Raw genomic sequence first — 21,149 nt, 5'->3', positions numbered from 1 at the left:
GTACGAAGCGCATCGTCCGCGCTCCAACGCGACGGCGCGTCTCCCTTGCCGGGACTGGCGTGTCCCGCCGGATCGGCGAAGCTGTGGGATGATGAGGTGCCAAGGAGGTGGGCGATGAGCCAAAGGTGCGTTTCGCGCGCTGCGCATACGGCGTTTTCCGCCATGCATCCGTCGGTTCCCGCCTGCTACTTGGTGATAACGCTCGTCCTCACCATGGCCGCCATGCAGCCGGCGCTCATCGCCCTGTCGCTTGCGGGCGGCCTGGCGTACGGATGCTGCGCTCACGGCGTGCGCGAAACCCTGCACGGTCTGCGCTGGCAGCTGCCGTTCGTCGCCCTCGTGGCGCTCGTGAACCCGCTGTTCTCCGCATCGGGTTCGACGGAGCTGTTCCGTATTGGCACCCGCGCGGTCTATCTGGAGAGCCTGGCGTTCGGCTGCGCCATGGGCGGCTTGTTCGTGGCGGCGGCCCTGTGGTTTTCCGCCGGGACGCGGCTGTGCCCCTTCGATAAGGTCATGGCGCTCGCGGGCAACGCATCGCCCGTGGTGGCGCTCATGGTCTCGATGACCATGCGTCTCATTCCGCGCTTCGTGCGCCGCGGTCGCCAGATCGCGACCGCTCAGACGGTCAATGCTCGCGCCCTGCGCGCGAGCGATGCCTTGCGCGACCGTCTGCAGCTGACGACCACCCTCATGGACTGGGGGATGGAGGATTCCCTCGAAACCGCCGACGCCATGCGGGCGCGCGGGTGGGGGGCAGCGCGGCGCACGACCTATACGCGCTATCGTTTTTGCCCATCGGACGCCCTGGCGCTGACGGGGCTTATCTCCGCGGGCGTCATTCTGGGCGTCCTCGCGTGGAGCGCGACGGCGCAGTATGCGTTCTATCCGACCATGAGCGAGCTGGTTGCATGGTGGGGCTATGCGCCCTATGCTGCTTGGATGCTCATGCCGGCGGCACTTCACGTGCGCGAGGAGAGGAGGTTCAGATGACGGGCGACCGCGTTGCGGACAGGACCGCGCCGCCTTCGTGCGCCCTGTCGATCAAGAACCTCTCCTTTGCGTATCCCGGCTCGGACGAGCCGGTCTTGCGCGACGTCTCGCTCGAGCTCGAGCGGGGGGCGTTCTGCCTGCTCGTAGGCGATACCGGATCGGGGAAGTCGACTTTGCTGTCGCTGATCAAGCCTCAGATCGCGCCCGCGGGCGAGCGCTCGGGCAGCGTGGCCGTGCACGGCCACCCGGTCGAGAAGCTCGATGATGCGCAGTCCGCGCGCACGGTGGGCTTCGTCTTTCAGAATCCCGACAACCAGATCGTGTGCGAGAGCGTGTGGCACGAGATGGCCTTCGGTTTGGAGAACCTGGGTACGCCGCCCGGCGAGATGCGTCGGCTGATCGCGGAGACCAGCTACTTCTTCGGCATCGACGACTGGTTCCGCCGCGAGACCGACACGCTCTCCGGTGGGCGCAAGCAGCTGCTGGCGCTCGCCTCGACGCTCGTCATGCAGCCGGACATCCTGCTGCTCGACGAACCGACCGCGCAGCTCGACCCCATCGCCGAGAAGAACTTCCTCCATGCGCTGTTCCGCGTGAACCGCGAGTTGGGGTGCACCGTGGTGGTCGCCACGCATCGCCCGCATGCCATGGTGGACTATGCGACGTGCGCCTATCGGCTGGCCGCAGGGCGGCTCGAGCCCGTGGAGGACATGGACGAGCTGCGCGCCCATCCGGCCCTGCCCCTCGCATCCGATCCCGCCCCTGCCGACGCGCCGACGGGCGAGACGCTTACGGCGTCGCGCGTGTGGTTGCGCTACGGGCGCGACGACGACTGGATCTTGCGCGGCCTTGACATGGTGGCGAGGCGCGGGCGAATCCACGCCCTGGTCGGCGGCAATGGCTGCGGCAAGTCGACGCTCCTGTCGGCGCTCGGCGGCGCGCTGCGCCTCCAGCGGGGCTCGGTGCGGACGGACGCGGCGGTAACGGTACTGCTGCCGCAGGATCCGCGCGCGCTGTTCACGCAGGAGAGCGCAGGTGAGGAGCTCATGGCGTGGTCCGGGCGGCTCGGCTATGGGAAAAAGGAAGCCCGGGCCATGTTGGAGCGCCTGGGGCTCGGCGCGTGCGTCGCGCGCCATCCGTACGACCTGTCGGGCGGACAGCAACAGCTGCTCGCCTTGGGCAAGCTGTTGCTGGCCAAGCCCGATCTGCTGCTGCTCGACGAGCCCACCAAAGGCCTTGACCAGGCGGCGCGCGCCGAGGTGGCCCGCGTGCTTGCCGGCCTGCGCGATCGGGGCGCCACGGCGGTGATGGCCACGCATGACCTCGATTTCGTCGCCCAGGTGGCCGACGACGTGTCCATGATGTTTGACGGACAGCTTGCCTGCACCGATACGAGCGAGGAGTTCTTCCGTGGCAACGTGTACTACCGCCCCTAAAGACGGGCGTTCCCGCGGGCGCGCGCGCCACGCGGCGGCCATTGAGGCCGCGCTGCTCGCCGTCGTGCCGCTCGTCATGGGGGCGTGCCTCGCGGTGCGGGCGGTCTCGTCGGCGATCCTGATGCTCGGCGTGGTGGCTGCGGTCATCGTGCTGTTTTTCATGCGCTACGAGGCGGACAGACCGGCGCTGCGCCAGATCATGCCCACGCTCGTGCTGGCGGCCGCGGCCGCGGCGGGGCGCCTGCTGTTTGCGCCCGTCGCCGACTTCAAGCCGGTGTCCGCTATCGCGATCATCGCCGGCGCCACCTTGGGCCGGCAAAACGGGTTCATGGTCGGGGCGCTGGCGGCGCTCACGAGCAACTTCATGCTGGGCCAGGGGATGTGGACGCCCTGGCAGATGTATGCGTGGGGCCTCGTCGGGTACCTGGGAGGCGTCGCGGCCGACGCCGGCGCGTTTACGCGGGCGGACGGCTCGGCGCGCATGGGCGCGCTCATCGCCGCCGGCATCGGCTCTGCCATCGTGTACGGCGCGGTTATCAACGCATACGACATCATCGGCTTCGTACAGCCGCTCACCTGGGCGGGAGCCGTTGCGCGCGTGCTGTCGGCCTTGCCGTTCGACCTCATGCACGCGTTTGCGACCTGCGTGTTCCTGGCCCCGCTCTACGCGCCTTGGACGCGCCGCATCGCGCGCGTCGTCCGCAAGTACGATCTGCGCTGAGCCGCCGCGCCCCGGGCAGCGCGGAGCGCGGCGCTCCCGTTGCCGTCCCGTCCCGCCGCGTCAGCTTTTGTCGAGTTGCGCGGTCGGGGACTAGAGACAAAGCCGCTCGGGTACGGTAGGCTTTAGCTGCTCTTTCAATCGATTCCGGAGGTGCCATGCACGGAGACACCATCCTGCTCATGACATTTGTCCTCGCCCTGGTCGCCGCGTTCGCCGGCGGCATGGTGGCGCGCGCCCTGCGGCTCCCGCCCATCGTCGGCTACCTGGTCGGCGGCCTGGTCGTGGGGCCCTTTACCCCGGGCTTCTCGGGGGACTCCCACGCCATGAACCAGCTCGCCGAGGTCGGCGTCATGTTCATGATGTTCGGCACGGGCCTGCATTTCTCGTTCAAGGACCTGCTCGAGGTCAAGGGCATCGCCGTGCCCGGCGCCATCCTGCAGATCGCCCTCGGCACGCTCGCCGGCTACGCGCTCGCGCAGGCGTTTGGCTGGGAGAGCGCCGCGGGCGTCATGCTCGGCCTGTCGGTCAGCATCGCCTCGACGGTCGTGCTGATCAAGAACCTCACCGACGCCGGCTTGTACCAGAGCCGCGGCGGACGCATCGCCACCGGATGGCTCATCGTCGAGGACCTCGCCACGGTCGTCATCCTGGTGGTGCTGCCGGTGGTGTTCGGTCCGGGCGAGACGAGCGCGTCCCAGGTGGTGTCCGAGCTCGCGATCGCTCTGCTCAAGACCGTCGCCTTCGTCGCCCTCATGCTCGCGGTGGGGTCCCGTGTGCTCCCGCGCCTGCTCGCGCGGATCGCCCGCTTCTGCCCGCGCGAGCTCTTCCAGCTCGCCGTGGTCGTCACGGCGCTCGGCACCGCGCTGGCGGCCTCGGTGCTGTTCGACCTGTCCTTCGCGCTCGGAGCGTTTCTGGCCGGCGTGGTCGTGGGCACGTCCAAGCTCTCGCACCGGGTCGCCGCCGAGGCGATTCCGTTCCAGGACCTGTTCTCAATCATCTTCTTCGCCAGCGTCGGCATGATGGTGAACCCGGCGACCCTGACAGACCATCTCGGTGAGCTCGTGGCCCTCGTCCTGCTCATCATGCTGGGGAAGTGGATCATCAACATGGCGCTCGGCGCCCTGTTCTCGGCGGGCGTGCGCACGTCGCTCACCATCGCCGCCGGCCTGTCGCAGATCGGCGAGTTCTCCTTCATCATCGGCCAGACCGGCATGGCGCTCGGCGTGCTCACCGCCGACCAGTACAGCCTCATCCTGGGTGGCGCGGTCGTGTCCATCGCCCTTAACTCGTTCGTCTTCAAGCTGGTCGACCCGCTGTGCTCCCGCATGGAGCGCGCAGGCGGTCTCGTGCGCCTGTACGAGCGGCGGACGCGCACGATCGAGCCGCCTCGCGAGGGACTCGACGGCCACGTGGTCGTGGTTGGCTACGGACACGCGGGCACCTACGTCGCTGAGGTGCTCAAGGATCTTGACGTGCCGTGCCTGGTGGTGGAACGCGACCTGCCCGCCGCCGAGGAGGCGGAGGCCGCTGGCCTGCCCGTGCTGGTGGGCGACGCGGCGAACTCCGAGATCTTGGCCCACGCGCACCTGGAGTGCGCCCGCGTGCTCGTCATCGCGCTGGCGGCGGAGGGTGCCGCCGAGATGATCGCCCGCGAGGCGCGCGAGGTGGCCCCGCGGCTGCGCATCGTCGCGCGCGCCGACAGCCAGGACGGGGTCTGCGCCCTCGTGGACGCGGGCGTGGACGACTTGGTCCGCCCCGAGCTCGAGGGCGGTATCGAGCTTATGCGCCATACCCTGCTCGACCTGGGCTACCGTCCGCGACAGATTCAAAACTATGCCGACGACCTGCGCGCGAGCGGCTACGAGGCCTTGGGCGACGACGGCCGCGCAGAGCGTCAGCGCGCCTTCGAGCACCTGGTCGCCTCCCTGTCCGAGCTTGAGCTCCACTGGATCACGGTGGGGGAGGGCTGCCCCATGGCAGGCTGCAGCCTGGCCGGGCTCGACCTGCGCGCCCGCACCGGGGCGAGCGCCGTCGCGCTGCGTCGCGCGGGCGAGCTCGAGGTGTTCTTGGATGCGACGACGGTTTTGCTGCCGGGTGACACGGTGGGCCTGATGGGCACGGCCGAGCAGCTCGAGGCGGCCGAGGCGCTGCTGGGCGGCGCTTCGGCCTAAGGCGCGCCGCCGTTTGCGGCGGGTCCCGCGGGTCTTACAGCTCGATGGCGAGCTCGACCGGGCAGTGGTCCGATCCGAAGATGTCGCTGCGTATGCCGGCCGCGCGCACCCGGTCGGCGATCGCGTCGCTCACCAGGAAGTAGTCGATGCGCCAGCCGGCGTTGTTCTTGCGTGCGTTGAAGCGGTAGCTCCACCAGCTGTAGGCGCCTGTCTCGTCGGGGTGCAGCAGGCGGAACGTGTCGGTGTAACCCGCCGCGAGCAGCTCGCCGAACTTGCCGCGCTCCTCATCTGAGAAGCCGGCGTTGCCGCGGTTGCTCTTGGGGTTCTTGAGGTCGATCTCCTCGTGGGCCACGTTGAAGTCTCCGCAGGTGACGACCGGCTTGCCGGTCTCGTCCTCAAGGCCGCGCAGAAACGCGCGGTAGGCGTCGTCCCACGCCATGCGCACGTCGATGCGCGCCAGCCCGTCCTGGGCGTTGGGCGTGTAGACGTCCACGAACCAGAAGCTGTCAAACTCCAGCGCGCACACGCGGCCCTCGTCGATCGCCGCGGCGACCAGGTCGCCCTCGGCGTAGGGCAGCAGGCTGTCCGCGCGCCGCACCGACAGCGGCTCCTCGCGCGAGAACACCGCGGTGCCCGAGTAGCCCTTGCGCGCAGCGTAGCTCCAGGTCTGGTGGTAGCCGGGAAGATCGAGTTCGACCTGGCCCTCCTGCAGCTTGGTCTCCTGCAGCGCAAGGATGTCGGCGTCGAGCTCGCGGGCGATCTCGATGAAGCTCGGGTCCTTCTTGAGGACGGCGCGCAGGCCGTTGACGTTCCAGGATGCGAATGTGTACGTGCGGGTGGCGCCCATGGCAGCTCCTCGGTCGCGTGCGGTGGTCGATCGTGCGCGCCGCAAGCCGCCTGACGGCGGGGGCGCGTCCACCCATGGTAGTACATTCGAGCGGTCTTTTTTGCACCGGCGATTCGCCCGGTATTCAACATGCGGTTGAGCCGATGGGGCGCCGGAGCGGGCAAGGCGGACATCCTGTTGTGCAACAGTGCGGGCGCATGCGCCGGCTCGCTAAAGAACCTGCAGGAAAACAGGGGGGTGTCGCTCAAGCTGTCCACATGCTGTTTCCGCTGCACATCCGGGCTGAATCGCGTGCCTAAGGACCGCTCGACCTCGTATAATATGAGGGCTTGCGAAATGGTTTCGTTGCGGCGCGCGGCTGGACTGCCCGATGGCGCCACTGCATGGGAAAAGGACAGATAGCATGCCGGATAGAGAAGGTGGCCAGAACCGTTGGTCGGACGGATGCCTCACGCTTCTGAAAGTGGCCTCGGGCATCCTGTTGGTGGCGAGCCTCATCTACCTCGCGGTCGCGGGGGCCAATTACGCCGTGCTGGGCGCGGTGTTCTTCGAGCGCGAGCAGATGGGAACCGTGGTGACCATCGTCTACGCGCTCGTCATGTTCGTGCTTGCGCTCGCCGCGGGCCTGTTGGGCATGCGCGCGACGTACGACCCCTCCAAGATCATAAGCTTCTGCATCGCCGCCATCGTCATGGTGATCGGTGTTCTCGCAGGCATGGCCAGCGGCAACTTCGGGTACCCCGACAGCGCCTTCGGCGGCGGTATCGTGGGCGGCCTCAACCTGTTCTTCGGTGTCCTCGCCCTGGTGAGCGCCGGCATCGGCGTCTTCGTCGTCAAGCCCGAGGTGCTGGGGTCCTCGACCGCAGGTGCGCGCACGGCAGCTTCCGCTGCGGGCGCCGACGACGAGAAGGCCGACGAGGCGGACGCCGCGGATGACGAGGCGGATGACGAGGGCGCTGCCGATACCGGCGAGCTTGCCGATCGGGACTTCGATGAGACCACGGATGCCGACGACGCTGCGGACGATGCCGACGCTGCGAGCGACGAGCCTGCGGATGCCGCCGATGAGGACGAGCCGCCCTTCCAGCCGGCGCCCGAGCCGAGCCCCCGCGGCGATGTGGGGTCCACGCCGCTGCCCAAGGTCGCGCGCACCGCGATGCCGCGCGCTGAAGAGGACGCGCCTACCGAGGACGCCGCTTCCGATTCCGAGGGCGTTGCCGACGATGACAACGCTGTCGATGACGCCCCGGCCCGTACCGCGGCCGTCGAGATCGAGGCCGACGACGCCGTCGACCTGGGTCCCATCACCTCGTTTGCCTGGGAGGACGCCGAGCCCGAAGACGCACTCGATGCCCTTGAGCTCGACGAGCCCGACGAAGATGCTGGCGACGCCGAGACGTCCGAGGTCGATGCGGAGCCTGAGGACGCGGACGAGCCGGCCGGTACGCAGGCTGACGGCGCCGACGATGAGCAGGAGGCCGCAGACCAGCCCCCCGCACCCGACGCCGAGGTCGCCGAGATCGAGTGGGTCGATTTCGGCGCCGGCCGCGATACCCTCGACGACTTGGACGACGAGGGGTCCGCGGGGCTGTTCGGCAAGCATCGCCGTCGATAGATTCAACACCAAGCATCTTCGCTTGCAGACATGAAGCGCGGTCGCCGATGCGGCCGCGCTCGCATATGCAGGGCAGGAAAGGAGCAGATATGGCCGCATCATCGCCCATCACCGAACCGCACGAGGCGTCCCGTGTGCTGTCCGAGCTGTTCGCAAACCATAAGCGCGTCGTCTTCTTCGGCGGCGCAGGCGTGTCGACCGCCAGCGGCATCCCCGACTTCCGCAGCGAGGACGGTTTGTACCGCCAGCAGTTCGACTATCCGCCCGAGGTCATGCTCTCGCACAGCTTCTACCGCAGCCACCCGGCGGAGTTCTTCGAGTTCTATCGCAAGAAGATGATCGCGCCCTCCGCGCGCCCCAACCAGGCGCACATCAAGCTCGCCGAGCTCGAGCGCGCAGGCTCGCTGCTCTCGGTGGTCACGCAGAACATCGACGGCCTTCACCAGATGGCCGGCTCCCAGCGCGTATGGGAGCTGCACGGATCGGTTCACCGCAACATCTGCCAGTCCTGCGGAGCCGTCTACGACGCGGCGTGGATCTGCGCGCGCGAGCACGAGGACGAGCGCGGCGTTCCGGTGTGCCCCGTGTGCGGTGGCGCCATCAAACCCGACGTGGTGCTGTACGAGGAGCCGCTCAGCGAAAGCGTGATCGCCGGTGCGGTCGAGGATATCGCGAGCGCCGACGTGCTCATCATCGGCGGCACGTCGCTCGTCGTGTTCCCCGCTGCCGGCCTGACGCAGTACTTCACCGGGGAGCGCCTGGTCATCATCAACCGCGACCCGACGCCCCAGGATGCCCATGCCGACGTGCTCATCTCCTGCGACATCGCCGAGGCGTTCCGGTTCTGAGCCGCGCGCTGCATCTGGCCGCCCAGGCCCGTCGCGCGGACTCTTGTCTTTTTGTCCCCGTCGCGTGACGGGTGGGTGAGGTCGTGCACGAGTGGATACAATAGATGGACTTGCACGTCGTCGGCTCAGCGAAAGGATCCCCATGGCTCACGAATCCAAAACCTGGCGCTGCGGGAAGTTCGAGCTCAAATTTGACCGCCCGCGCATCATGGGCGTGCTCAACGTGACGCCCGATTCGTTCAGCGACGGCGGTGAGCACCTGGATGTCGATGCGGCGGTCGCGCACGGCGTAGCCATGCTCGACGCCGGCGCCGACATCATCGACGTGGGCGGCGAGTCGACGCGCCCCGGGTTCACCCCGGTCACGCCCGACGAGGAGGCCAAGCGCGTGCTTCCGGTCATCCGCGCGCTCGCTCAGCGCGGCGCCATCGTGTCGATCGACACGCGCCATGTCGAGGTGGCCAAGGCGGCGGTCCGCGTGGGTGCCTCGATCGTCAACGACGTGACGGGCTTCACCGATCCCAAGATGGTCGAGTTCGTGAAGAACAGTACGTGCGGCGTCATCGTCGTGCACGCAGGTGAGCTCACCGAGCCTGCGCGCGCACACAAGGCCGTGCAGCTCGATACCTCCGCCGCGGCGTTCGTGGCCGAGAAGGCCCGCGCGGCTGCCGCGGCGGCCGCCGAGAGCGCTGCGGGCACAAAGCGCCGGGGCCGTGCTCAGGGCGCGCTGCGTCTGGGTGGCGGGCTGATCCAGCCCCAGCTGCCGTTTGGCGACCTGCCGACCGGCTCGGCTGCGGCGGGGTCCGAGCCCCGCGCGACGAAGGACGAGGATACCGACGCCGCGAAGGTCGACGCGGACCTGTCCGAGGACGCGCGCACCGAGGCGCCGGCCGCGGATGCGGCCTCCGAGGGCACGGTGGAGCTCACCCAGCAGGACAACCTGGCCGCCATCATGGCGCGCTCGGCCAAGCGCGAGGAAGCCTATGTGAGCACCTCGCAGCTGCGCCGCTTCACCCTGCCCGATTCCGCCCCCATCATGCGCCGCGTCATGGGGTTCCTTTCCGACCAGGCGCGTGCCCTCATGCACGCGGGTGTCGCGCGCGAGCGTATCTGCATCGACCCGGGTGCCGGTTTCGGCAAGACGGCGAACGAGGACATCGTCATCCAGCGCGAGACCGCCAAGATGGCCTCGCTGGGCTATCCGCTCATGTGCGCGGTGTCGCGCAAGCGCTTTGTCGGCGCCATCTCCGGCGTGGAGGAGGCGCCCGATCGCGACGCGGCGACGTTCGGTGTGTGCCTGGGCGCCATTCAGGCCGGCGCCAACGTGGTGCGCGTGCACGATGTCGCCGGGTTCGCCCAGTTCCTCAATGCGTACTGGGCCGTCGCGCGCCCGCAGCCGCGCCGCGCCTTCGTGGCACTCGGCTCCAACCTCGGCCGCCGCATGGACAACATCCGCGCGGCCAAGGACCTGATCGCCGAGATTCCCCTCACCTGCGTGTCCAACTGCTCGCGCATCTACGAGAGCGAGCCGGCCTACGAGGAGCGCCAGGAGCCCTTCGCCAACGCGGTGATCGAGATCCGCACCGAGCTCGCCCCGCTCATCCTGCTCGATGAGCTCATGAAGATCGAGGGCAAGCTCGGCCGCAATCGCACCAAGAGCGCCCGTCCCAACGGGCCGCGCACGCTCGACTGCGATCTTTTGTGGATGGATGGCGAGGTGCACGGCGGCGACAAGCTGCGCCTGCCCCATCCCAAGCTGGGCGAGCGCGACTTCGTGCTCGTTCCGCTCGAGGACCTCATGCACGACCCGGCGCGCTTCCTCCGCTACGAGGGCGTCGACGTGCGCGAGCCGGAGGACCGTGTCGGACATGTGACCCGAGAGCTGGGGGCGCTGTAATGGAGGACATGGCGATGAGCGCCGGCGCGCTTGATTCCGTGCGCTTTGTGCCGGAGGTCGGATCGACCAACGATGCGGCGATCGATGCCGCGCGCGAAGGGGCTGCGCACGGCTGGGCGATCAGCGCCGGCCGACAGACCGCGGGCCGCGGCCGTCGCGGGCATGCGTGGGCCTCGCCGACGGGAAGCCTGTATCTATCGGTGGTGCTCCGCCCCGGCGTTCCCATGCAGAACATGATCGCCCTGCCCGCGGTGTGCGCCATGGGCGTCATGGATGCCCTGCACGAGCTCGGGCTTGCCGGGCACGTGGGCATCAAGTGGCCCAACGACATCGTGGCGCGCATCGACGCGCGGGACGGTGCGTTCGACCGCAAGCTCGTGGGCATCCTCGTGGAGGCGCGCTCCAGCGCCGAGGGGCCGTTCGCGGCGGTCGGCATGGGCGTCAACGTGCAGCCCGTGCAGGTGGAGAAGCATGTTGCGGCTGACGCGATGTCGCCGCAGGCGTTGGGCCCCATCTCGCTCGAGGAGCTGCTGGATGCCGACGTGCCCGGCCTGCCTGCGCTGGCCGAGCGCCTGCGCGACGCCGTCATCGCCCGCGTGGACGCGTGGGCCGAGGCCGTGCGCGCCGGATCGGCGGCGGCAGGACCCTTGGCGCCGATTCTTGCGGAGTATTTCGACATGGTGCCCATGCTCGGCCATCAGGTGGCGGTGCTGTCGCCCACGGGGCAGGTGATGAACACCGGCGTGTTCGCGGGTCTGGACATGTGGGGACGCGCCTGCGTCATGACGCCCGCCGGCGAGCAGGCCTATCCGTCGGAGGCCGTGAGCCTGCGCGACCTGTAGCTCCTCGGGAAACGGGGAAAATGGGGACAGGCACTTTTTTCCCGCGCGTGCCGTCCGCTACTGCGCGTTGTGCTGGAGCCGGCGGTAGATCTCGTTGATGCCGCGCAGGGTGAGCTGCCCGTCGATCACATCGAAGACATCGGTCGCTTCCGCCACGATGCCCGCGAGGCCGCCCGTGGCGATCACGCGCGCGTCGGGGTCCTGCAGCTCGGCTTTGATACGGGCGACCAAGCCCTCGGCCATGGCGGCGGTTCCCGTGACCATGCCGTTTTGGACCGCTTCCACCGTGTTGCGGCCGATGGCGTGCGCCGGCGCCTCGAGCGGCACGCTGGCAAGGCGCGCGGCGCGAGCGATGAGCGCGTCCATGGAGATGCGGATACCCGGCGCGATGGCGCCGCCGATGTAGTAGCCCTCGGCATCGACGACATCGATGTTGGTGGCAGTGCCGAAATCGACCACGATGGACGGGGAACCGTAGAACGTGGCGGCAGCGACCGCGTTGGCGATGCGGTCCGCGCCGACCTCGGCGGGATTCTGCGCGCGAACGGGAGTGACATCCGCCGTATCGCGCCCGACGATCACGAGCTCGGCTTGGAGCTGGTCGGCCACGCCGTTCCACTCGCGTGTGAGCTGCGGGACCACGCCGGCGAAGACGATGGCGTCCACGCAGGAGAGGTCGAGTCCGTACATGCGGAAGTAGCCCTGCAGGCGTACGTTGATTTCGTCTTTGGTGAACGTGCAGTCGGTGGGCATGCGCCACGAGCGGACGAGCTCGGCGCCATCAAACAGGCCGAGGGCGGTCTGCGTGTTTCCCATATCCACGGCGAGGATCATGTCGGGCCCCCTGTATGGTGTCGGAACAGCTGCCCTTCATTGTAAACACCCCGGCGGCCTGTCGATTGTGTCTCAAATGTGGAATCATGCGCATAGCTCACGCCGGTCTTGCAATCGCAGCCGTCGGTTCGTAATATGTCTTCTTGCGCAAAGGCGCATCCAGACATTGCGGGGTGGAGCAGTCTGGTAGCTCGCCGGGCTCATAACCCGGAGGTCGTAGGTTCAAATCCTGCCCCCGCGACCAAGTAACTCAAATACCTGCGGAAACGCAGGTATTTTTATGTAGCTACCCATCCGGCTGAGCGTCCCCCTAATTAGCCCTCCTTTGATTGTCAAAGCTCGGTTCATCCGAGCTTTTTTGTATCTCGTGTTTGGCATGCTCAGTACGGCAGGATGCTCTTCCGAATAGGCAAGGTGAGGGCGATCGTGCGGCAGCGAATCACCTGTACGTCACGAAGTGAGTGCTTTGTTTTGCAAACCCTTTGTATACGCCCCAAGTAGCAATTTAGCTACCTGGGGTTTTGCTGTCTAGACAAGGCGACATACTCATCGATTCGCAATCGAAGCACTCGCTTCGCGAATGTGATGCGGCACGGACCGGAAAATCCGGCGCATCCGCCCCGATCGTCCCCCTCGTGCGGCCCCGTGCGCCCTCCCGAGTACAATCGTGTCGAGTTGTGCGCGCATGAAAGGCGGTTGGCAGCCATGAAGATCACGGTGCTTCTTGAAAACTCGACGCCCTCGAGCCGGCTTATCGCCAAGCACGGCCTGAGCCTGTTTCTCGAGGCCGCCGGATCGCGCATTCTATTTGATATGGGGCCCGACGCCAGCTTTATCGCCAACGCCCGCGCGCTCGGCGTGAATGTCGTTTCGGCCGATGCGGCGATCATCTCGCACGGTCACGATGACCACGGCGGCGGCCTGCGCGCCTACCTGGACATGACGCGCGGCGTGCGCGACGAGGCGCCCGTATACGTCCACGCGCACGCGTTTGACCGGCATGTTTCCGGCACAGCCGAGCAGCATCGCGACATCAGCCTCGATCAGACGCTGGCCGACGAGGAGCGCATCATAACCGTCGAGGGCACCTGGGCGCTCGACCAGGGCCTGCTGCTGTTTTCCACGACGGAGCGTCCGCATCCGCAGCCTGCGGGCAACGGGCGCCTGCTGGAGGAGCGTGACGGCGCGCTTGCGCCCGACTCCTTTGCTCATGAGCAGGGCCTGCTGGTGAGCGAGGGCGACCGGCATATCTTGGTGTCGGGCTGCTCGCACGCCGGAATCCTGAACATCATGGACACCGCGGAACGGCTGGCGGGCGCCCCGCTCGATGCGGTCGTAGGCGGCTTCCATACGACGAGCCCCTCGGCGGGCGATGTCGAGTCCGAGCAGGTCGTGTGCGACCTGGCACGCGAACTTGCCACGCGACGGGCGCGCTACTTCACCTGCCACTGCACGGGCCTCGAGACCTTCAGCCTGCTTCGCGATGCGTTGGGCGACCGGATCCAATACCTGCATACCGGCAGCGTCGTCATCGTGTAGCGGCGCACCGACGGGGCGGCCGATACCTGCGGGGCCGATATGGTTTCGAGGATGCCGGGCCGATCTTCCTACGCGCCTGATGCCGGCAGCTGCGAGCGTGCCTCGTCCACATAGAGTTGCGCGTTGGCCCTATTGTGCTCGAGCTCTTCCGTTGTGACCTGCCTCACGATGCGCGCGGGGCTTCCCAACACGACCGATCCGTCGGGCACGACGGTCCCTTGCGTCACGAGCGCGCCGGCGCCCACGATGCATTCTGCACCGATGTGCGCGCCGTTGAGCACGATGGCTCCCATACCGATCAACGTGTCGTCGCCGATCGTGCAGCCGTGAAGAATCGCGCCGTGTCCCACGGTTACCCGGCGTCCGATGCGCGCCGGGTACCCGAAGTCCTCGTGCACGATGCAGCCATCCTGGATGTTGGTGTCGTTGCCTACCTCGATGGCGTCGACATCGCCGCGCAGGACCGCGTTGTACCAGACGCTCACGTTTTCGCCGAGCGCCACACGTCCGCGCACCACGGCGCCTTCGGCGATACGGGCCGTGGGGTGGATGGTGGGCGAGGGGGTCATATCTAGTTGCATGGCGGCGCCTCCACTATGCATAACGGGTTGGTTTCGGGGGTCAATCAATGACGGCGTACGCCTCAGACTGAGGCGTGTAGCAGGGATTATTAACAGTCAACGCCCTGTTGAACAAATTAGGTACCCAAGCTATCGAATGCAGAAAGAGTGTACTACAATGCACTTTAACATAATAAAGAGGCGCGTTCGCGCGCCTACGGATGCCGTCGCAGCGACGCACGGCATCTCGATGGAAAGGGGAGGGACTTATGGCTGCAGCCAACGCTGCGCCCGCAACCGCGCATGCGGCTTCGGGCGACAAGGGCACCAAGCACAAGTTCAAGGTGCCGCACACCTTTGTCATCATCATGATCATCATCTTGGCGGTCACGGCGCTCACGTGGATCGTACCGGCCGGCGAGTACGCTCGTTACGAGAACGCGAGCGGCCAGATGGTCGTCGACCCCGAGCAGTTCACCTACGTCGAGCAGACGCCGGTCAACCCGCTGCTCATCCCGCTGTACATCGTCAACGCCATGTGCAGCCGCATCGACCTGATGCTGCTCATCATGTTCTCGGGCGGCGCCTTCATCTTCATCACCAAGTCCGGCGCGCTGCATTCGCTCGTCGCACGCATCGCCAAGGTGTTCCAGAACCGCCTGTACCTGTTCATCCCCATCATGACCACGGTGTTCGCGCTCATCTGCACCACGCAGGGCGTCAACCAGTTCATCGCGTTCGCGCCGATCCTCGTCATGATCTCGATGGCCATGGGCTTGGACTCCATCACGGGCGTCGCCATCATCCTGCTGGGTGGCTCGGTCGGCTTCTCCACCGGTACGTTCAACCCGTCCACGACGCTCATCGCTCAGGGCATCGCCGAGCTGGCACCGTATTCGGGCCTGACGTTCCGCGTCATCAACCTGGTGGTGTTCCTCGTCATCGTCAACGTGTACCTCGTGCACTACGCCAACAAGATCCGCAAGGACCCCACCAAGAGCCCCATGTACGAGCTCGATAAGACCAACGAGTACAAGAACCTCGACATCGACTCCTTCGGTCCCATGGACGCGCGCAAGGCCCTCATCATCCTGGCGCTCGTCGTGGCGCTCGCGGCGATGGTCATCGGCAGCGTGAACTTCGGCTGGGATACGCCTGAGCTCGCGGCCGTCTTCCTGGCGCTCGCCATCGTCGAGGGCTTCCTGTCCGGCGAGACCCCTTCGTCCATGTCCTCCGAGTTTTTGACCGGCTGCAAGGGCATGCTGTCCGCCGCGATGGTCATCGGCCTTGCGACCTCCATCTCCGACATCATGACCGCCGGCAACATCGTCGACACGGTCATCCACGCCATGGCAACGCTTATGGCGGGCACGCCGGCGTTCCTGATCGGCCCGGTCATGTATCTCGCCAACGTGCTGGTGAGTTTCGTCATCGTGTCCGGCTCCGGCATGGCGTCGGCCATCATCCCCATCACCGCTCCGTTGGGCGACCTGCTGGGCCTCACCCGTCAGTCGACCGTTTTGGCGTTCAACTTCGCCGACGGCTTCTCCAACTACGTGCAGCCCCACTCCACGGCGCTCATGGGCATGCTCGGCGCGGTCAACATCCCGTATGATCGCTGGATGAGCTTCATGTGGAAGCTCTTCCTCATCATCATGCTCGCGTGCTGCGTGATGATGGGTATCGCGCAGGCGATCGGCTACATGTAAGACGCACGGATCGGGGCGGTCGCGGGAGGAGTTTCGCGGCCGCCCGCCGTTTTGCGCACCGACCGGATGTAAAGGAGCTCATCATGGCAATCGATAAGGAAACTCTGTTCTCGTACGTGGACGATCTGCGCCCCGATCTTACGGACATGGCCGATCGCATCTTTGACAACCCCGAGTACGACGGCAAGGAGTACGACGCGCAGGCGCTGCTCACCGCGGCGCTCGAGGCCCATGGCTTTGCGGTCGAGCGCGGCGTGGGCGGCTACGAGACGTCGTTTCGCGCGGAGTATGCGGTGGGCGAGGGCGGCCCGACCATCGGTTTTTTGTGCGAGTACGACGCCCTCGTGGGCCTCGGCCATGGCTGCGGGCACCACATGCAGGGCCCGGCGATCCTGGGAGCGGCGTTTGCCGTCCAGCGCGCGCTCGCTGGTCCTGCGCAGCCCTACAAGCTCGTGGTGTACGGCACGCCCGCCGAGGAGACCCAAGGTGCCAAGGCGTCCATGATCAAGAACGGCTGCTTCCACGAGTTGGACGTAGCGCTCATGATGCACGGATCCCCGACGACCTGTACCGATGTCCGCTGCCTGGCGGACCAGACGTTCAAGGTGCACTTCCATGGCCATCGCGCCCACGCCGCGCTTGCCCCCGATCAGGGGCGCAGCGCCTTTGATGCCCTGCTCGTCGCGTTCAACGGCATCGAGTTTCTACGCGAGCACGTGTCCGACGACACGCGCATGCACTACACCGTGAGCGCGCTGCCCGGACCGTCCAACGTCGTTCCGGCGGAGGCGGAGGGCGTCTTCTCGCTGCGCTCGTTTTCCAAGGAGAACCTCGAGGGCGTGGTCGCGCGCTTCAAGGACATCATCAAGGGCGCGGCGCTCATCGCGGGCGTTGACTACGATATCGAGCTCAAGCACGACTTCTACAACAAGATCCCTGTGCTCAAGCTCAACGAGCTGCTCATGAAGAACGCCGAGCTCGCGGGCGCGCCGCGCCTGTCTGCCCCGCGCGAGAAGACCGGGTCGACCGACTTCGGCAACGTCATGTACGAGATTCCGGGCTCGTGCATTCGCGTGGCGTTTGTGCCCGTGGGGACCTCGTCGCATTCGCAGGAGTTCGTAGATGCGGGCAAGAGCGACGATGCGCACAACGCGGTGATTTACGGCGCCAAGACGCTTGCCGGCGCGGCCTGCGATCTGATCTGCGACCCCGCGCTCATGCAGGCGGTAAAAGACGAGTTCGCCGAGAACAAGAAGGCAAACGCCTAGCTGTGCCACGGTTTGCCCGAGTCGCGCCCATGCGGCGAGGACGCCATGGCGCGATGTGAAGCGGGCTGGCAGGCCATGCGGCCTGCCAGCCCGCTTTTCTGCCGAGGGGCTGCTTTCGACAAATGCGAGCGGGCCGCGAGCTGCGGGTCGGACGGCTGCGCGAGGAGCCTTCGGGGCCAATGGAGTGCCGGGCGGACGGCCATCGTGCTCCGCCTCGAGCCGGTATGCAGACTATGTGGCGAATAGACGCGCTTTATGCAGCCTTTGCGCGTGCTGGCCGTGCGTCATCCGTTCATTTCCGGACGGGTGGTCACGAGCGAACGATTACTGATCGTCGCTCGAGCAGACATTTGCTCCAAAGGGCTCTCGGCCGCGCTTGGAGGACGTCGGCGTCCGCCCGTCGTTCGCGGGGATGGCTCAGAATTCGCTGTTTGACGTGTCTCGGGGTGCATTTTGCAGCTTCACCGCGAGGCGGGGTGCCCATCTGGCGGAACTGTGCCGCTGTGCATAAGCTTCCGAGCAGTCGAGATCGTCAGTAATCGTTCGCTCGTGACCATTTTCGCGAGCGTAAGCGCCCGTGTGCCCATAAGGAGGCGCGGCCACAAGGGAGTCGCTGCGGACATGTCCACAGGACCGCCTCTTTTGGAGTGGCCCGCAGGCTGCAGGACTCGAATGCGTCGCCGCAAGAGGCGCGACTAGCCCCACAGCCCCATGCGCTTGAAGATCCACGCGGCGATCGCGCAGGCGATGGCGGCGAGTAGCGTCGGGAACATCCAGCTGTCTATGAGCGGTATGCCTTCGAAGGGCAAGTGCACGTTCATGCCGTAGAAGCCAAAGACGATGTTGGGGATCGCCATGACGATCGTGATGACCGTCAGCACCTTCATGACGATGTTCAGGTTGTTGGAGATGACGCTCGCGTAGGCGTCCATGGTGCCCGACAGGATGTTGTTGTAGATGTTGCACATCTCCTGCGCCTGATGGACCTCGATCATCACGTCATCCATGAGTTCCTGATCCTCCTCGTAGAGGGTGATCATATGGCCTTGCATGATCTTATTGAGCGTGACCTCGGCGCTTTTGAGCGACGTGGAGAAATAGACGAGCGATTTCTCGAGCGAGAGCATCTGCAGCAGCTCCTCGTTGCGCTTGGAGCCGTAGAGGCGCTGCTCGGTCTTGGTGGACAGGCGGTCGATGCGCCGCAGGCACACCAGATAGCTCTGCGAGATGCGCAGGAGCATCTGCAGCAAGAAGCGCGTGCGCATGCGCGTGTTGACCTGGCGCACGCGCCCGTTGGTCATGTCCTGCACGATCGGGCTCTCCTGCAGGCTCACGGTGACGATGATGCTGCGGTTGCGCAGGAAGATGATGGAGATGGGCAGCGTGGTGTACTGCAGCATCGAGGGATCCTGCATGTCCTCGACGTCCTCGGCGCTCGGATAGTCCACGATCACGAGGGTCTGGTTGACGTCCTCGTCGTAGTCGATATGCGAGGTCTCTTCCTCGTCGAGGGCGGAGCGCACGAACTCGGGCGCGATGCCGACTTCCTGCTCGAGCCATGTTGCCTCTTGGGGCGAAGGGTTGACGACGTTGATCCAGCACCCGGGCTGCGGCGTCTCGATTTTGTTGGTGGCGGTGCCGTCCTCCGTGGTCATGAAGCATTCGACCATGGTGCCCCCTTTCGCGTTCGAGGGTGTGAGCGGGATTGTCCAGCTTCGCCCACGATACCGTATGCAGCTGGAGAACTGGCTTCGGATGTCCGATTATCAGGAACTCCTTACTTGCCCTCCACAGCCTGCGGGCCGCTTCGCCGCGCCCGCGGGCTGGCGGTGTCAGCCGTTCATGCTGCCGCGGCGATACGGGCGGGCGAGGGGCTCGACGCGCACGGCGCCCGCGGTGCGCAGTGCGCGCAACACGGCGTCGGGCAACATCACCGAGCCGTCCACGTGCCGCGTTGCGCCGTAGCCGGCCAGCGCATCGAGGTCATCCGCGGATGCCTCCACCCGCATTGCGCCATCGACAAGACGGCACCGGATCTGAGCGAGGCCGAGCTCATGCAGAGTGTCCTCGCAGGCGCGGACAAGCTCGAGCTTGCCTGCGGACAGCGGCTCACCGGTGGGGATGCGCGTTGCCAGGCAGGCGCCTGCGGGCATGTTCCACACCGGGTGGCCCCAAGCGCGCAGCAGCTCGCGCTCTTCGGCCTTGGTCCAACCCGTTTCCATGAGCGGCGAGCGCACGCCCAGTTCGCGCAGGGCGCGCATGCCGGGGCGATAATCGCCCGCGTCGTCGGCGTTGCTGCCTTCGACAACGGTATCGCACCCGAGGCTGCACGCTTCCTCAATCAGGTGCGTAAAGGCAGCGCGCTTGCATAGGTAGCAGCGGTCGGGCGGATTTGCAGCGATGGCGGGATCGTCCAGCGGGTCGAGGGTGACGACGGCAACCGGCAGGCCGTATCGGCGCGTCTCGCGCTCAAACGAGATCCGCTCGGGCGTGCTTACAAACGGGGTCGCCACATGGATGAGCACGGTGCGATCGGGGATTGCCCGGGCACAGACTGCGGCGAGAAACGAGCTGTCGACGCCGCCGGAAAACCCGACGGCCACGCGTCCCAGCGAGGCAAGAAGACTTTCGAGCTTCTCGAGCTTTTCGTCCATGCGCGGGACCTCCCTTCTGCATACGTCGCCGCAGCCGCGGCGCCCGCTGCGCCGCACCTACAGGAACGTACCCAGATTGAGGCCGGTGGCGTCGGATGCCTGCATGGTCGTGCGCCCGACGGTGCTAGCACGCGTGAGCATAAAGGGACGGACGAGCTCCTGGTGGTTCTCGGAGGCATCCTCGGTGCCCGTGCGGCGCGCCTCGATCTGGTCGATCAGGCTGCGGACGCCGCGGCGCCCGAGTTCGTAGCCGGTGGGCGAGCACGTCGTCAGCGGCACCGAGCAGCTCCAGGCGAGCGGGTTGCCGTCGCAGCCGGCAATGGCGATGTCGTCCGGGACGCGAAGTCCCGCGGCGCGCACGCCCTCCAGGGCACCGCAGGCGAGTACGTCGGTGAGGCCGATGATGAAGTCGGGTCGCGCCGCGCCCTGCTGGGTCGCCAGGTGCCGGCCGATCATGAAGCCGTCAGGCGCCTGGGTGATCTCGCCGTGGTCGACGATATCGAGCGCCACGTCGGGATGGAGCTCCATGTATGCACGGATACCCTCGAGGCGGCGCGTCGTCTGGGGGGTCATGGTCCTGCCGATGACCGCGATGCGCGTGGCGCCGAGCGACACGGCGTGCTCGGCGATAAGGGATCCCTGGGCGGCGCAGTCGACCGAGACGTAGTGCCCCGCGCCGTCGCATACCGCGTCCAGCACGGCGAGGGGGACGCGCGACGCCGTGGGGGCGATGCGCGTGAGGTCGGCCGACGAGGCTTGGACCAGAACGCCGGACATTTGGGTGCCGGCGAAGTAGCGCGTATAGCTCGACTCGAGCGCCTCGTCGCCGTTGGCGGTCGCGATGAGCAGGCTGTATCCCTGGCGCTGCGCCTCGGTGCTGGCGCCGCTTGCGATCTGCAGGCTCAGGCCGTGGTTGAGCTGGGGGAGCACCAGGCCGAAGGTCTTGCTGTGGCCGCCCGCGAGCAGACGGGCACTCTGGTTGGGCGCGTAGCCCAGGCGGCGGATGGCGTCGTTGACGATGGCGAGGGTCTCGGGCCGGACGCGCTCGGGATGGTTGAGCGCGTTCGAGACGGTTCCGAGCGCGACGCCCGCCTCGCGGGCGACGTCGCCTATCGTCACCTTTGCCATACATCCTCCTGCCATCGGTTCCAGGCGACGATTGTACCACCCCGCACGCGTCAATTAGAGCGCTTCAATCGATCGGGCGCAAACGCCGTC

Annotated in this window: 17 protein-coding genes and 1 tRNA gene; 12 read left to right on the top strand and 6 right to left on the bottom strand. The window is 66.7% G+C overall.

Annotation, left to right across the window (positions count from 1 at the left end; translation table 11 throughout):
- The first annotated feature begins 114 nt into the window (after positions 1–114).
- From QUW00_RS00545 to QUW00_RS00530, 4 genes are all read left to right on the top strand, one after another.
- On the top strand, positions 115–990 hold the full coding sequence (locus QUW00_RS00545; protein ID WP_289612458.1) for an energy-coupling factor transporter transmembrane component T: 876 nt from the start codon (positions 115–117) through the stop codon (positions 988–990).
- Positions 987–2,426, top strand: a complete 1,440-nt coding sequence (locus tag QUW00_RS00540) for an ABC transporter ATP-binding protein (protein ID WP_289612457.1) — start codon at positions 987–989, stop codon at positions 2,424–2,426. Before QUW00_RS00545 ends, QUW00_RS00540 begins: the two co-directional genes overlap by 4 nt.
- Complete coding sequence (locus tag QUW00_RS00535) at positions 2,401–3,147, top strand: DUF6580 family putative transport protein (RefSeq protein ID WP_289612456.1); 747 nt, start codon at positions 2,401–2,403, stop codon at positions 3,145–3,147. Before QUW00_RS00540 ends, QUW00_RS00535 begins: the two co-directional genes overlap by 26 nt.
- 155 nt (positions 3,148–3,302) lie before the next feature.
- Positions 3,303–5,318, top strand: a complete 2,016-nt coding sequence (locus tag QUW00_RS00530) for a cation:proton antiporter domain-containing protein (protein WP_289612455.1) — start codon at positions 3,303–3,305, stop codon at positions 5,316–5,318.
- 34 nt (positions 5,319–5,352) lie between these two features.
- Here the strand turns inward: QUW00_RS00530 and QUW00_RS00525 are convergent, their stop codons facing one another.
- Positions 5,353–6,165 (bottom strand): exodeoxyribonuclease III, encoded by an 813-nt coding sequence (locus QUW00_RS00525; protein ID WP_289612454.1) that lies wholly within the window; start codon positions 6,163–6,165, stop codon positions 5,353–5,355.
- 403 nt (positions 6,166–6,568) lie between these two features.
- Between QUW00_RS00525 and QUW00_RS00520 the strand changes: the two genes are divergently transcribed.
- From QUW00_RS00520 to QUW00_RS00505, 4 genes are all read left to right on the top strand, one after another.
- The gene (locus QUW00_RS00520; protein WP_289612453.1) at positions 6,569–7,780 is read left to right on the top strand and encodes a hypothetical protein; all 1,212 of its coding nucleotides are present in this window, start codon (positions 6,569–6,571) and stop codon (positions 7,778–7,780) included.
- Between the two features lie 89 nt (positions 7,781–7,869).
- Positions 7,870–8,628 carry an NAD-dependent protein deacylase gene (locus QUW00_RS00515; protein ID WP_289612452.1) on the top strand — a complete coding sequence of 253 codons (759 nt, stop codon included), beginning with the start codon at positions 7,870–7,872 and terminating at the stop codon, positions 8,626–8,628.
- 142 nt (positions 8,629–8,770) lie between these two features.
- A complete protein-coding gene (gene folP, locus QUW00_RS00510; protein ID WP_289612451.1) occupies positions 8,771–10,525 on the top strand; it encodes a dihydropteroate synthase in 1,755 nt (584 codons plus the stop codon).
- A complete protein-coding gene (locus tag QUW00_RS00505; protein ID WP_289612450.1) occupies positions 10,525–11,367 on the top strand; it encodes a biotin--[acetyl-CoA-carboxylase] ligase in 843 nt (280 codons plus the stop codon). The genes folP and QUW00_RS00505 overlap by 1 nt, the downstream gene beginning before the upstream one ends.
- Positions 11,368–11,424: 57 nt before the next feature.
- Here the strand turns inward: QUW00_RS00505 and QUW00_RS00500 are convergent, their stop codons facing one another.
- Positions 11,425–12,201, bottom strand: a complete 777-nt coding sequence (locus QUW00_RS00500; RefSeq protein WP_289612449.1) for a type III pantothenate kinase — start codon at positions 12,199–12,201, stop codon at positions 11,425–11,427.
- Positions 12,202–12,368: 167 nt separating this feature from the next.
- Between QUW00_RS00500 and QUW00_RS00495 the strand changes: the two genes are divergently transcribed.
- Both QUW00_RS00495 and QUW00_RS00490 read left to right on the top strand, forming a co-directional pair.
- A tRNA-Met gene (locus QUW00_RS00495) sits at positions 12,369–12,445 on the top strand.
- Between the two features lie 461 nt (positions 12,446–12,906).
- A complete protein-coding gene (locus tag QUW00_RS00490) occupies positions 12,907–13,740 on the top strand; it encodes an MBL fold metallo-hydrolase (RefSeq protein ID WP_289612448.1) in 834 nt (277 codons plus the stop codon).
- 68 nt (positions 13,741–13,808) lie between these two features.
- On the opposite strand, the gene QUW00_RS00485 is transcribed toward QUW00_RS00490, so the two are convergent.
- Entirely contained in the window at positions 13,809–14,321 is a 513-nt protein-coding gene (locus QUW00_RS00485) for a gamma carbonic anhydrase family protein (protein ID WP_289612447.1), read from the bottom strand.
- A gap of 248 nt (positions 14,322–14,569) precedes the next feature.
- On the opposite strand from QUW00_RS00485, the gene QUW00_RS00480 reads away from it, so the two are divergent.
- Together QUW00_RS00480 and QUW00_RS00475 are read left to right on the top strand one after the other, a co-directional pair.
- Positions 14,570–16,009 (top strand): YfcC family protein, encoded by a 1,440-nt coding sequence (locus QUW00_RS00480; protein WP_289612446.1) that lies wholly within the window; start codon positions 14,570–14,572, stop codon positions 16,007–16,009.
- An 83-nt stretch (positions 16,010–16,092) separates the two neighbouring features.
- On the top strand, positions 16,093–17,277 hold the full coding sequence (locus QUW00_RS00475) for a M20 family metallopeptidase (RefSeq protein ID WP_289612445.1): 1,185 nt from the start codon (positions 16,093–16,095) through the stop codon (positions 17,275–17,277).
- Between the two features lie 695 nt (positions 17,278–17,972).
- Here QUW00_RS00475 and QUW00_RS00470 read toward each other — a convergent pair.
- The 3 genes from QUW00_RS00470 to QUW00_RS00460 all read right to left on the bottom strand — a co-directional run bounded on the left by QUW00_RS00470 (position 17,973) and on the right by QUW00_RS00460 (position 21,059).
- Positions 17,973–18,947: a magnesium transporter CorA family protein gene (locus tag QUW00_RS00470; protein WP_289612444.1), complete on the bottom strand. Its 975-nt coding sequence runs from the start codon at positions 18,945–18,947 to the stop codon at positions 17,973–17,975.
- Positions 18,948–19,109: 162 nt separating this feature from the next.
- A complete protein-coding gene (larE, locus tag QUW00_RS00465) occupies positions 19,110–19,931 on the bottom strand; it encodes an ATP-dependent sacrificial sulfur transferase LarE (RefSeq protein WP_289612443.1) in 822 nt (273 codons plus the stop codon).
- 57 nt (positions 19,932–19,988) lie between these two features.
- Entirely contained in the window at positions 19,989–21,059 is a 1,071-nt protein-coding gene (locus tag QUW00_RS00460; RefSeq protein WP_289612442.1) for a LacI family DNA-binding transcriptional regulator, read from the bottom strand.
- Positions 21,060–21,149 lie beyond the last annotated feature (90 nt).

The organism is Collinsella tanakaei (assembly GCF_030373545.1).
Classification (GTDB): domain Bacteria; phylum Actinomycetota; class Coriobacteriia; order Coriobacteriales; family Coriobacteriaceae; genus Collinsella; species Collinsella tanakaei_C.
This window is presented reverse-complemented; position numbering and strand designations above follow the sequence as displayed.

What these genes read in the sequence shown, in the direction of transcription:
- QUW00_RS00545 (WP_289612458.1), top strand. Translation starts at nt 115, where the DNA reads ATGAGCCAAAGGTGCGTTTCGCGCGCTGCGCATACGGCGTTTTCCGCC.
- QUW00_RS00480 (WP_289612446.1), top strand. Translation starts at nt 14,570, where the DNA reads ATGGCTGCAGCCAACGCTGCGCCCGCAACCGCGCATGCGGCTTCGGGC.
- QUW00_RS00515 (WP_289612452.1), top strand. Translation starts at nt 7,870, where the DNA reads ATGGCCGCATCATCGCCCATCACCGAACCGCACGAGGCGTCCCGTGTG.
- QUW00_RS00460 (WP_289612442.1), bottom strand. Translation starts at nt 21,059, where the DNA reads ATGGCAAAGGTGACGATAGGCGACGTCGCCCGCGAGGCGGGCGTCGCG.
- QUW00_RS00485 (WP_289612447.1), bottom strand. Translation starts at nt 14,321, where the DNA reads ATGCAACTAGATATGACCCCCTCGCCCACCATCCACCCCACGGCCCGT.
- QUW00_RS00475 (WP_289612445.1), top strand. Translation starts at nt 16,093, where the DNA reads ATGGCAATCGATAAGGAAACTCTGTTCTCGTACGTGGACGATCTGCGC.
- QUW00_RS00470 (WP_289612444.1), bottom strand. Translation starts at nt 18,947, where the DNA reads ATGGTCGAATGCTTCATGACCACGGAGGACGGCACCGCCACCAACAAA.
- QUW00_RS00490 (WP_289612448.1), top strand. Translation starts at nt 12,907, where the DNA reads ATGAAGATCACGGTGCTTCTTGAAAACTCGACGCCCTCGAGCCGGCTT.
- QUW00_RS00530 (WP_289612455.1), top strand. Translation starts at nt 3,303, where the DNA reads ATGCACGGAGACACCATCCTGCTCATGACATTTGTCCTCGCCCTGGTC.
- larE (WP_289612443.1), bottom strand. Translation starts at nt 19,931, where the DNA reads ATGGACGAAAAGCTCGAGAAGCTCGAAAGTCTTCTTGCCTCGCTGGGA.
- folP (WP_289612451.1), top strand. Translation starts at nt 8,771, where the DNA reads ATGGCTCACGAATCCAAAACCTGGCGCTGCGGGAAGTTCGAGCTCAAA.
- QUW00_RS00500 (WP_289612449.1), bottom strand. Translation starts at nt 12,201, where the DNA reads ATGATCCTCGCCGTGGATATGGGAAACACGCAGACCGCCCTCGGCCTG.
- QUW00_RS00540 (WP_289612457.1), top strand. Translation starts at nt 987, where the DNA reads ATGACGGGCGACCGCGTTGCGGACAGGACCGCGCCGCCTTCGTGCGCC.
- QUW00_RS00520 (WP_289612453.1), top strand. Translation starts at nt 6,569, where the DNA reads ATGCCGGATAGAGAAGGTGGCCAGAACCGTTGGTCGGACGGATGCCTC.
- QUW00_RS00525 (WP_289612454.1), bottom strand. Translation starts at nt 6,165, where the DNA reads ATGGGCGCCACCCGCACGTACACATTCGCATCCTGGAACGTCAACGGC.
- QUW00_RS00505 (WP_289612450.1), top strand. Translation starts at nt 10,525, where the DNA reads ATGGAGGACATGGCGATGAGCGCCGGCGCGCTTGATTCCGTGCGCTTT.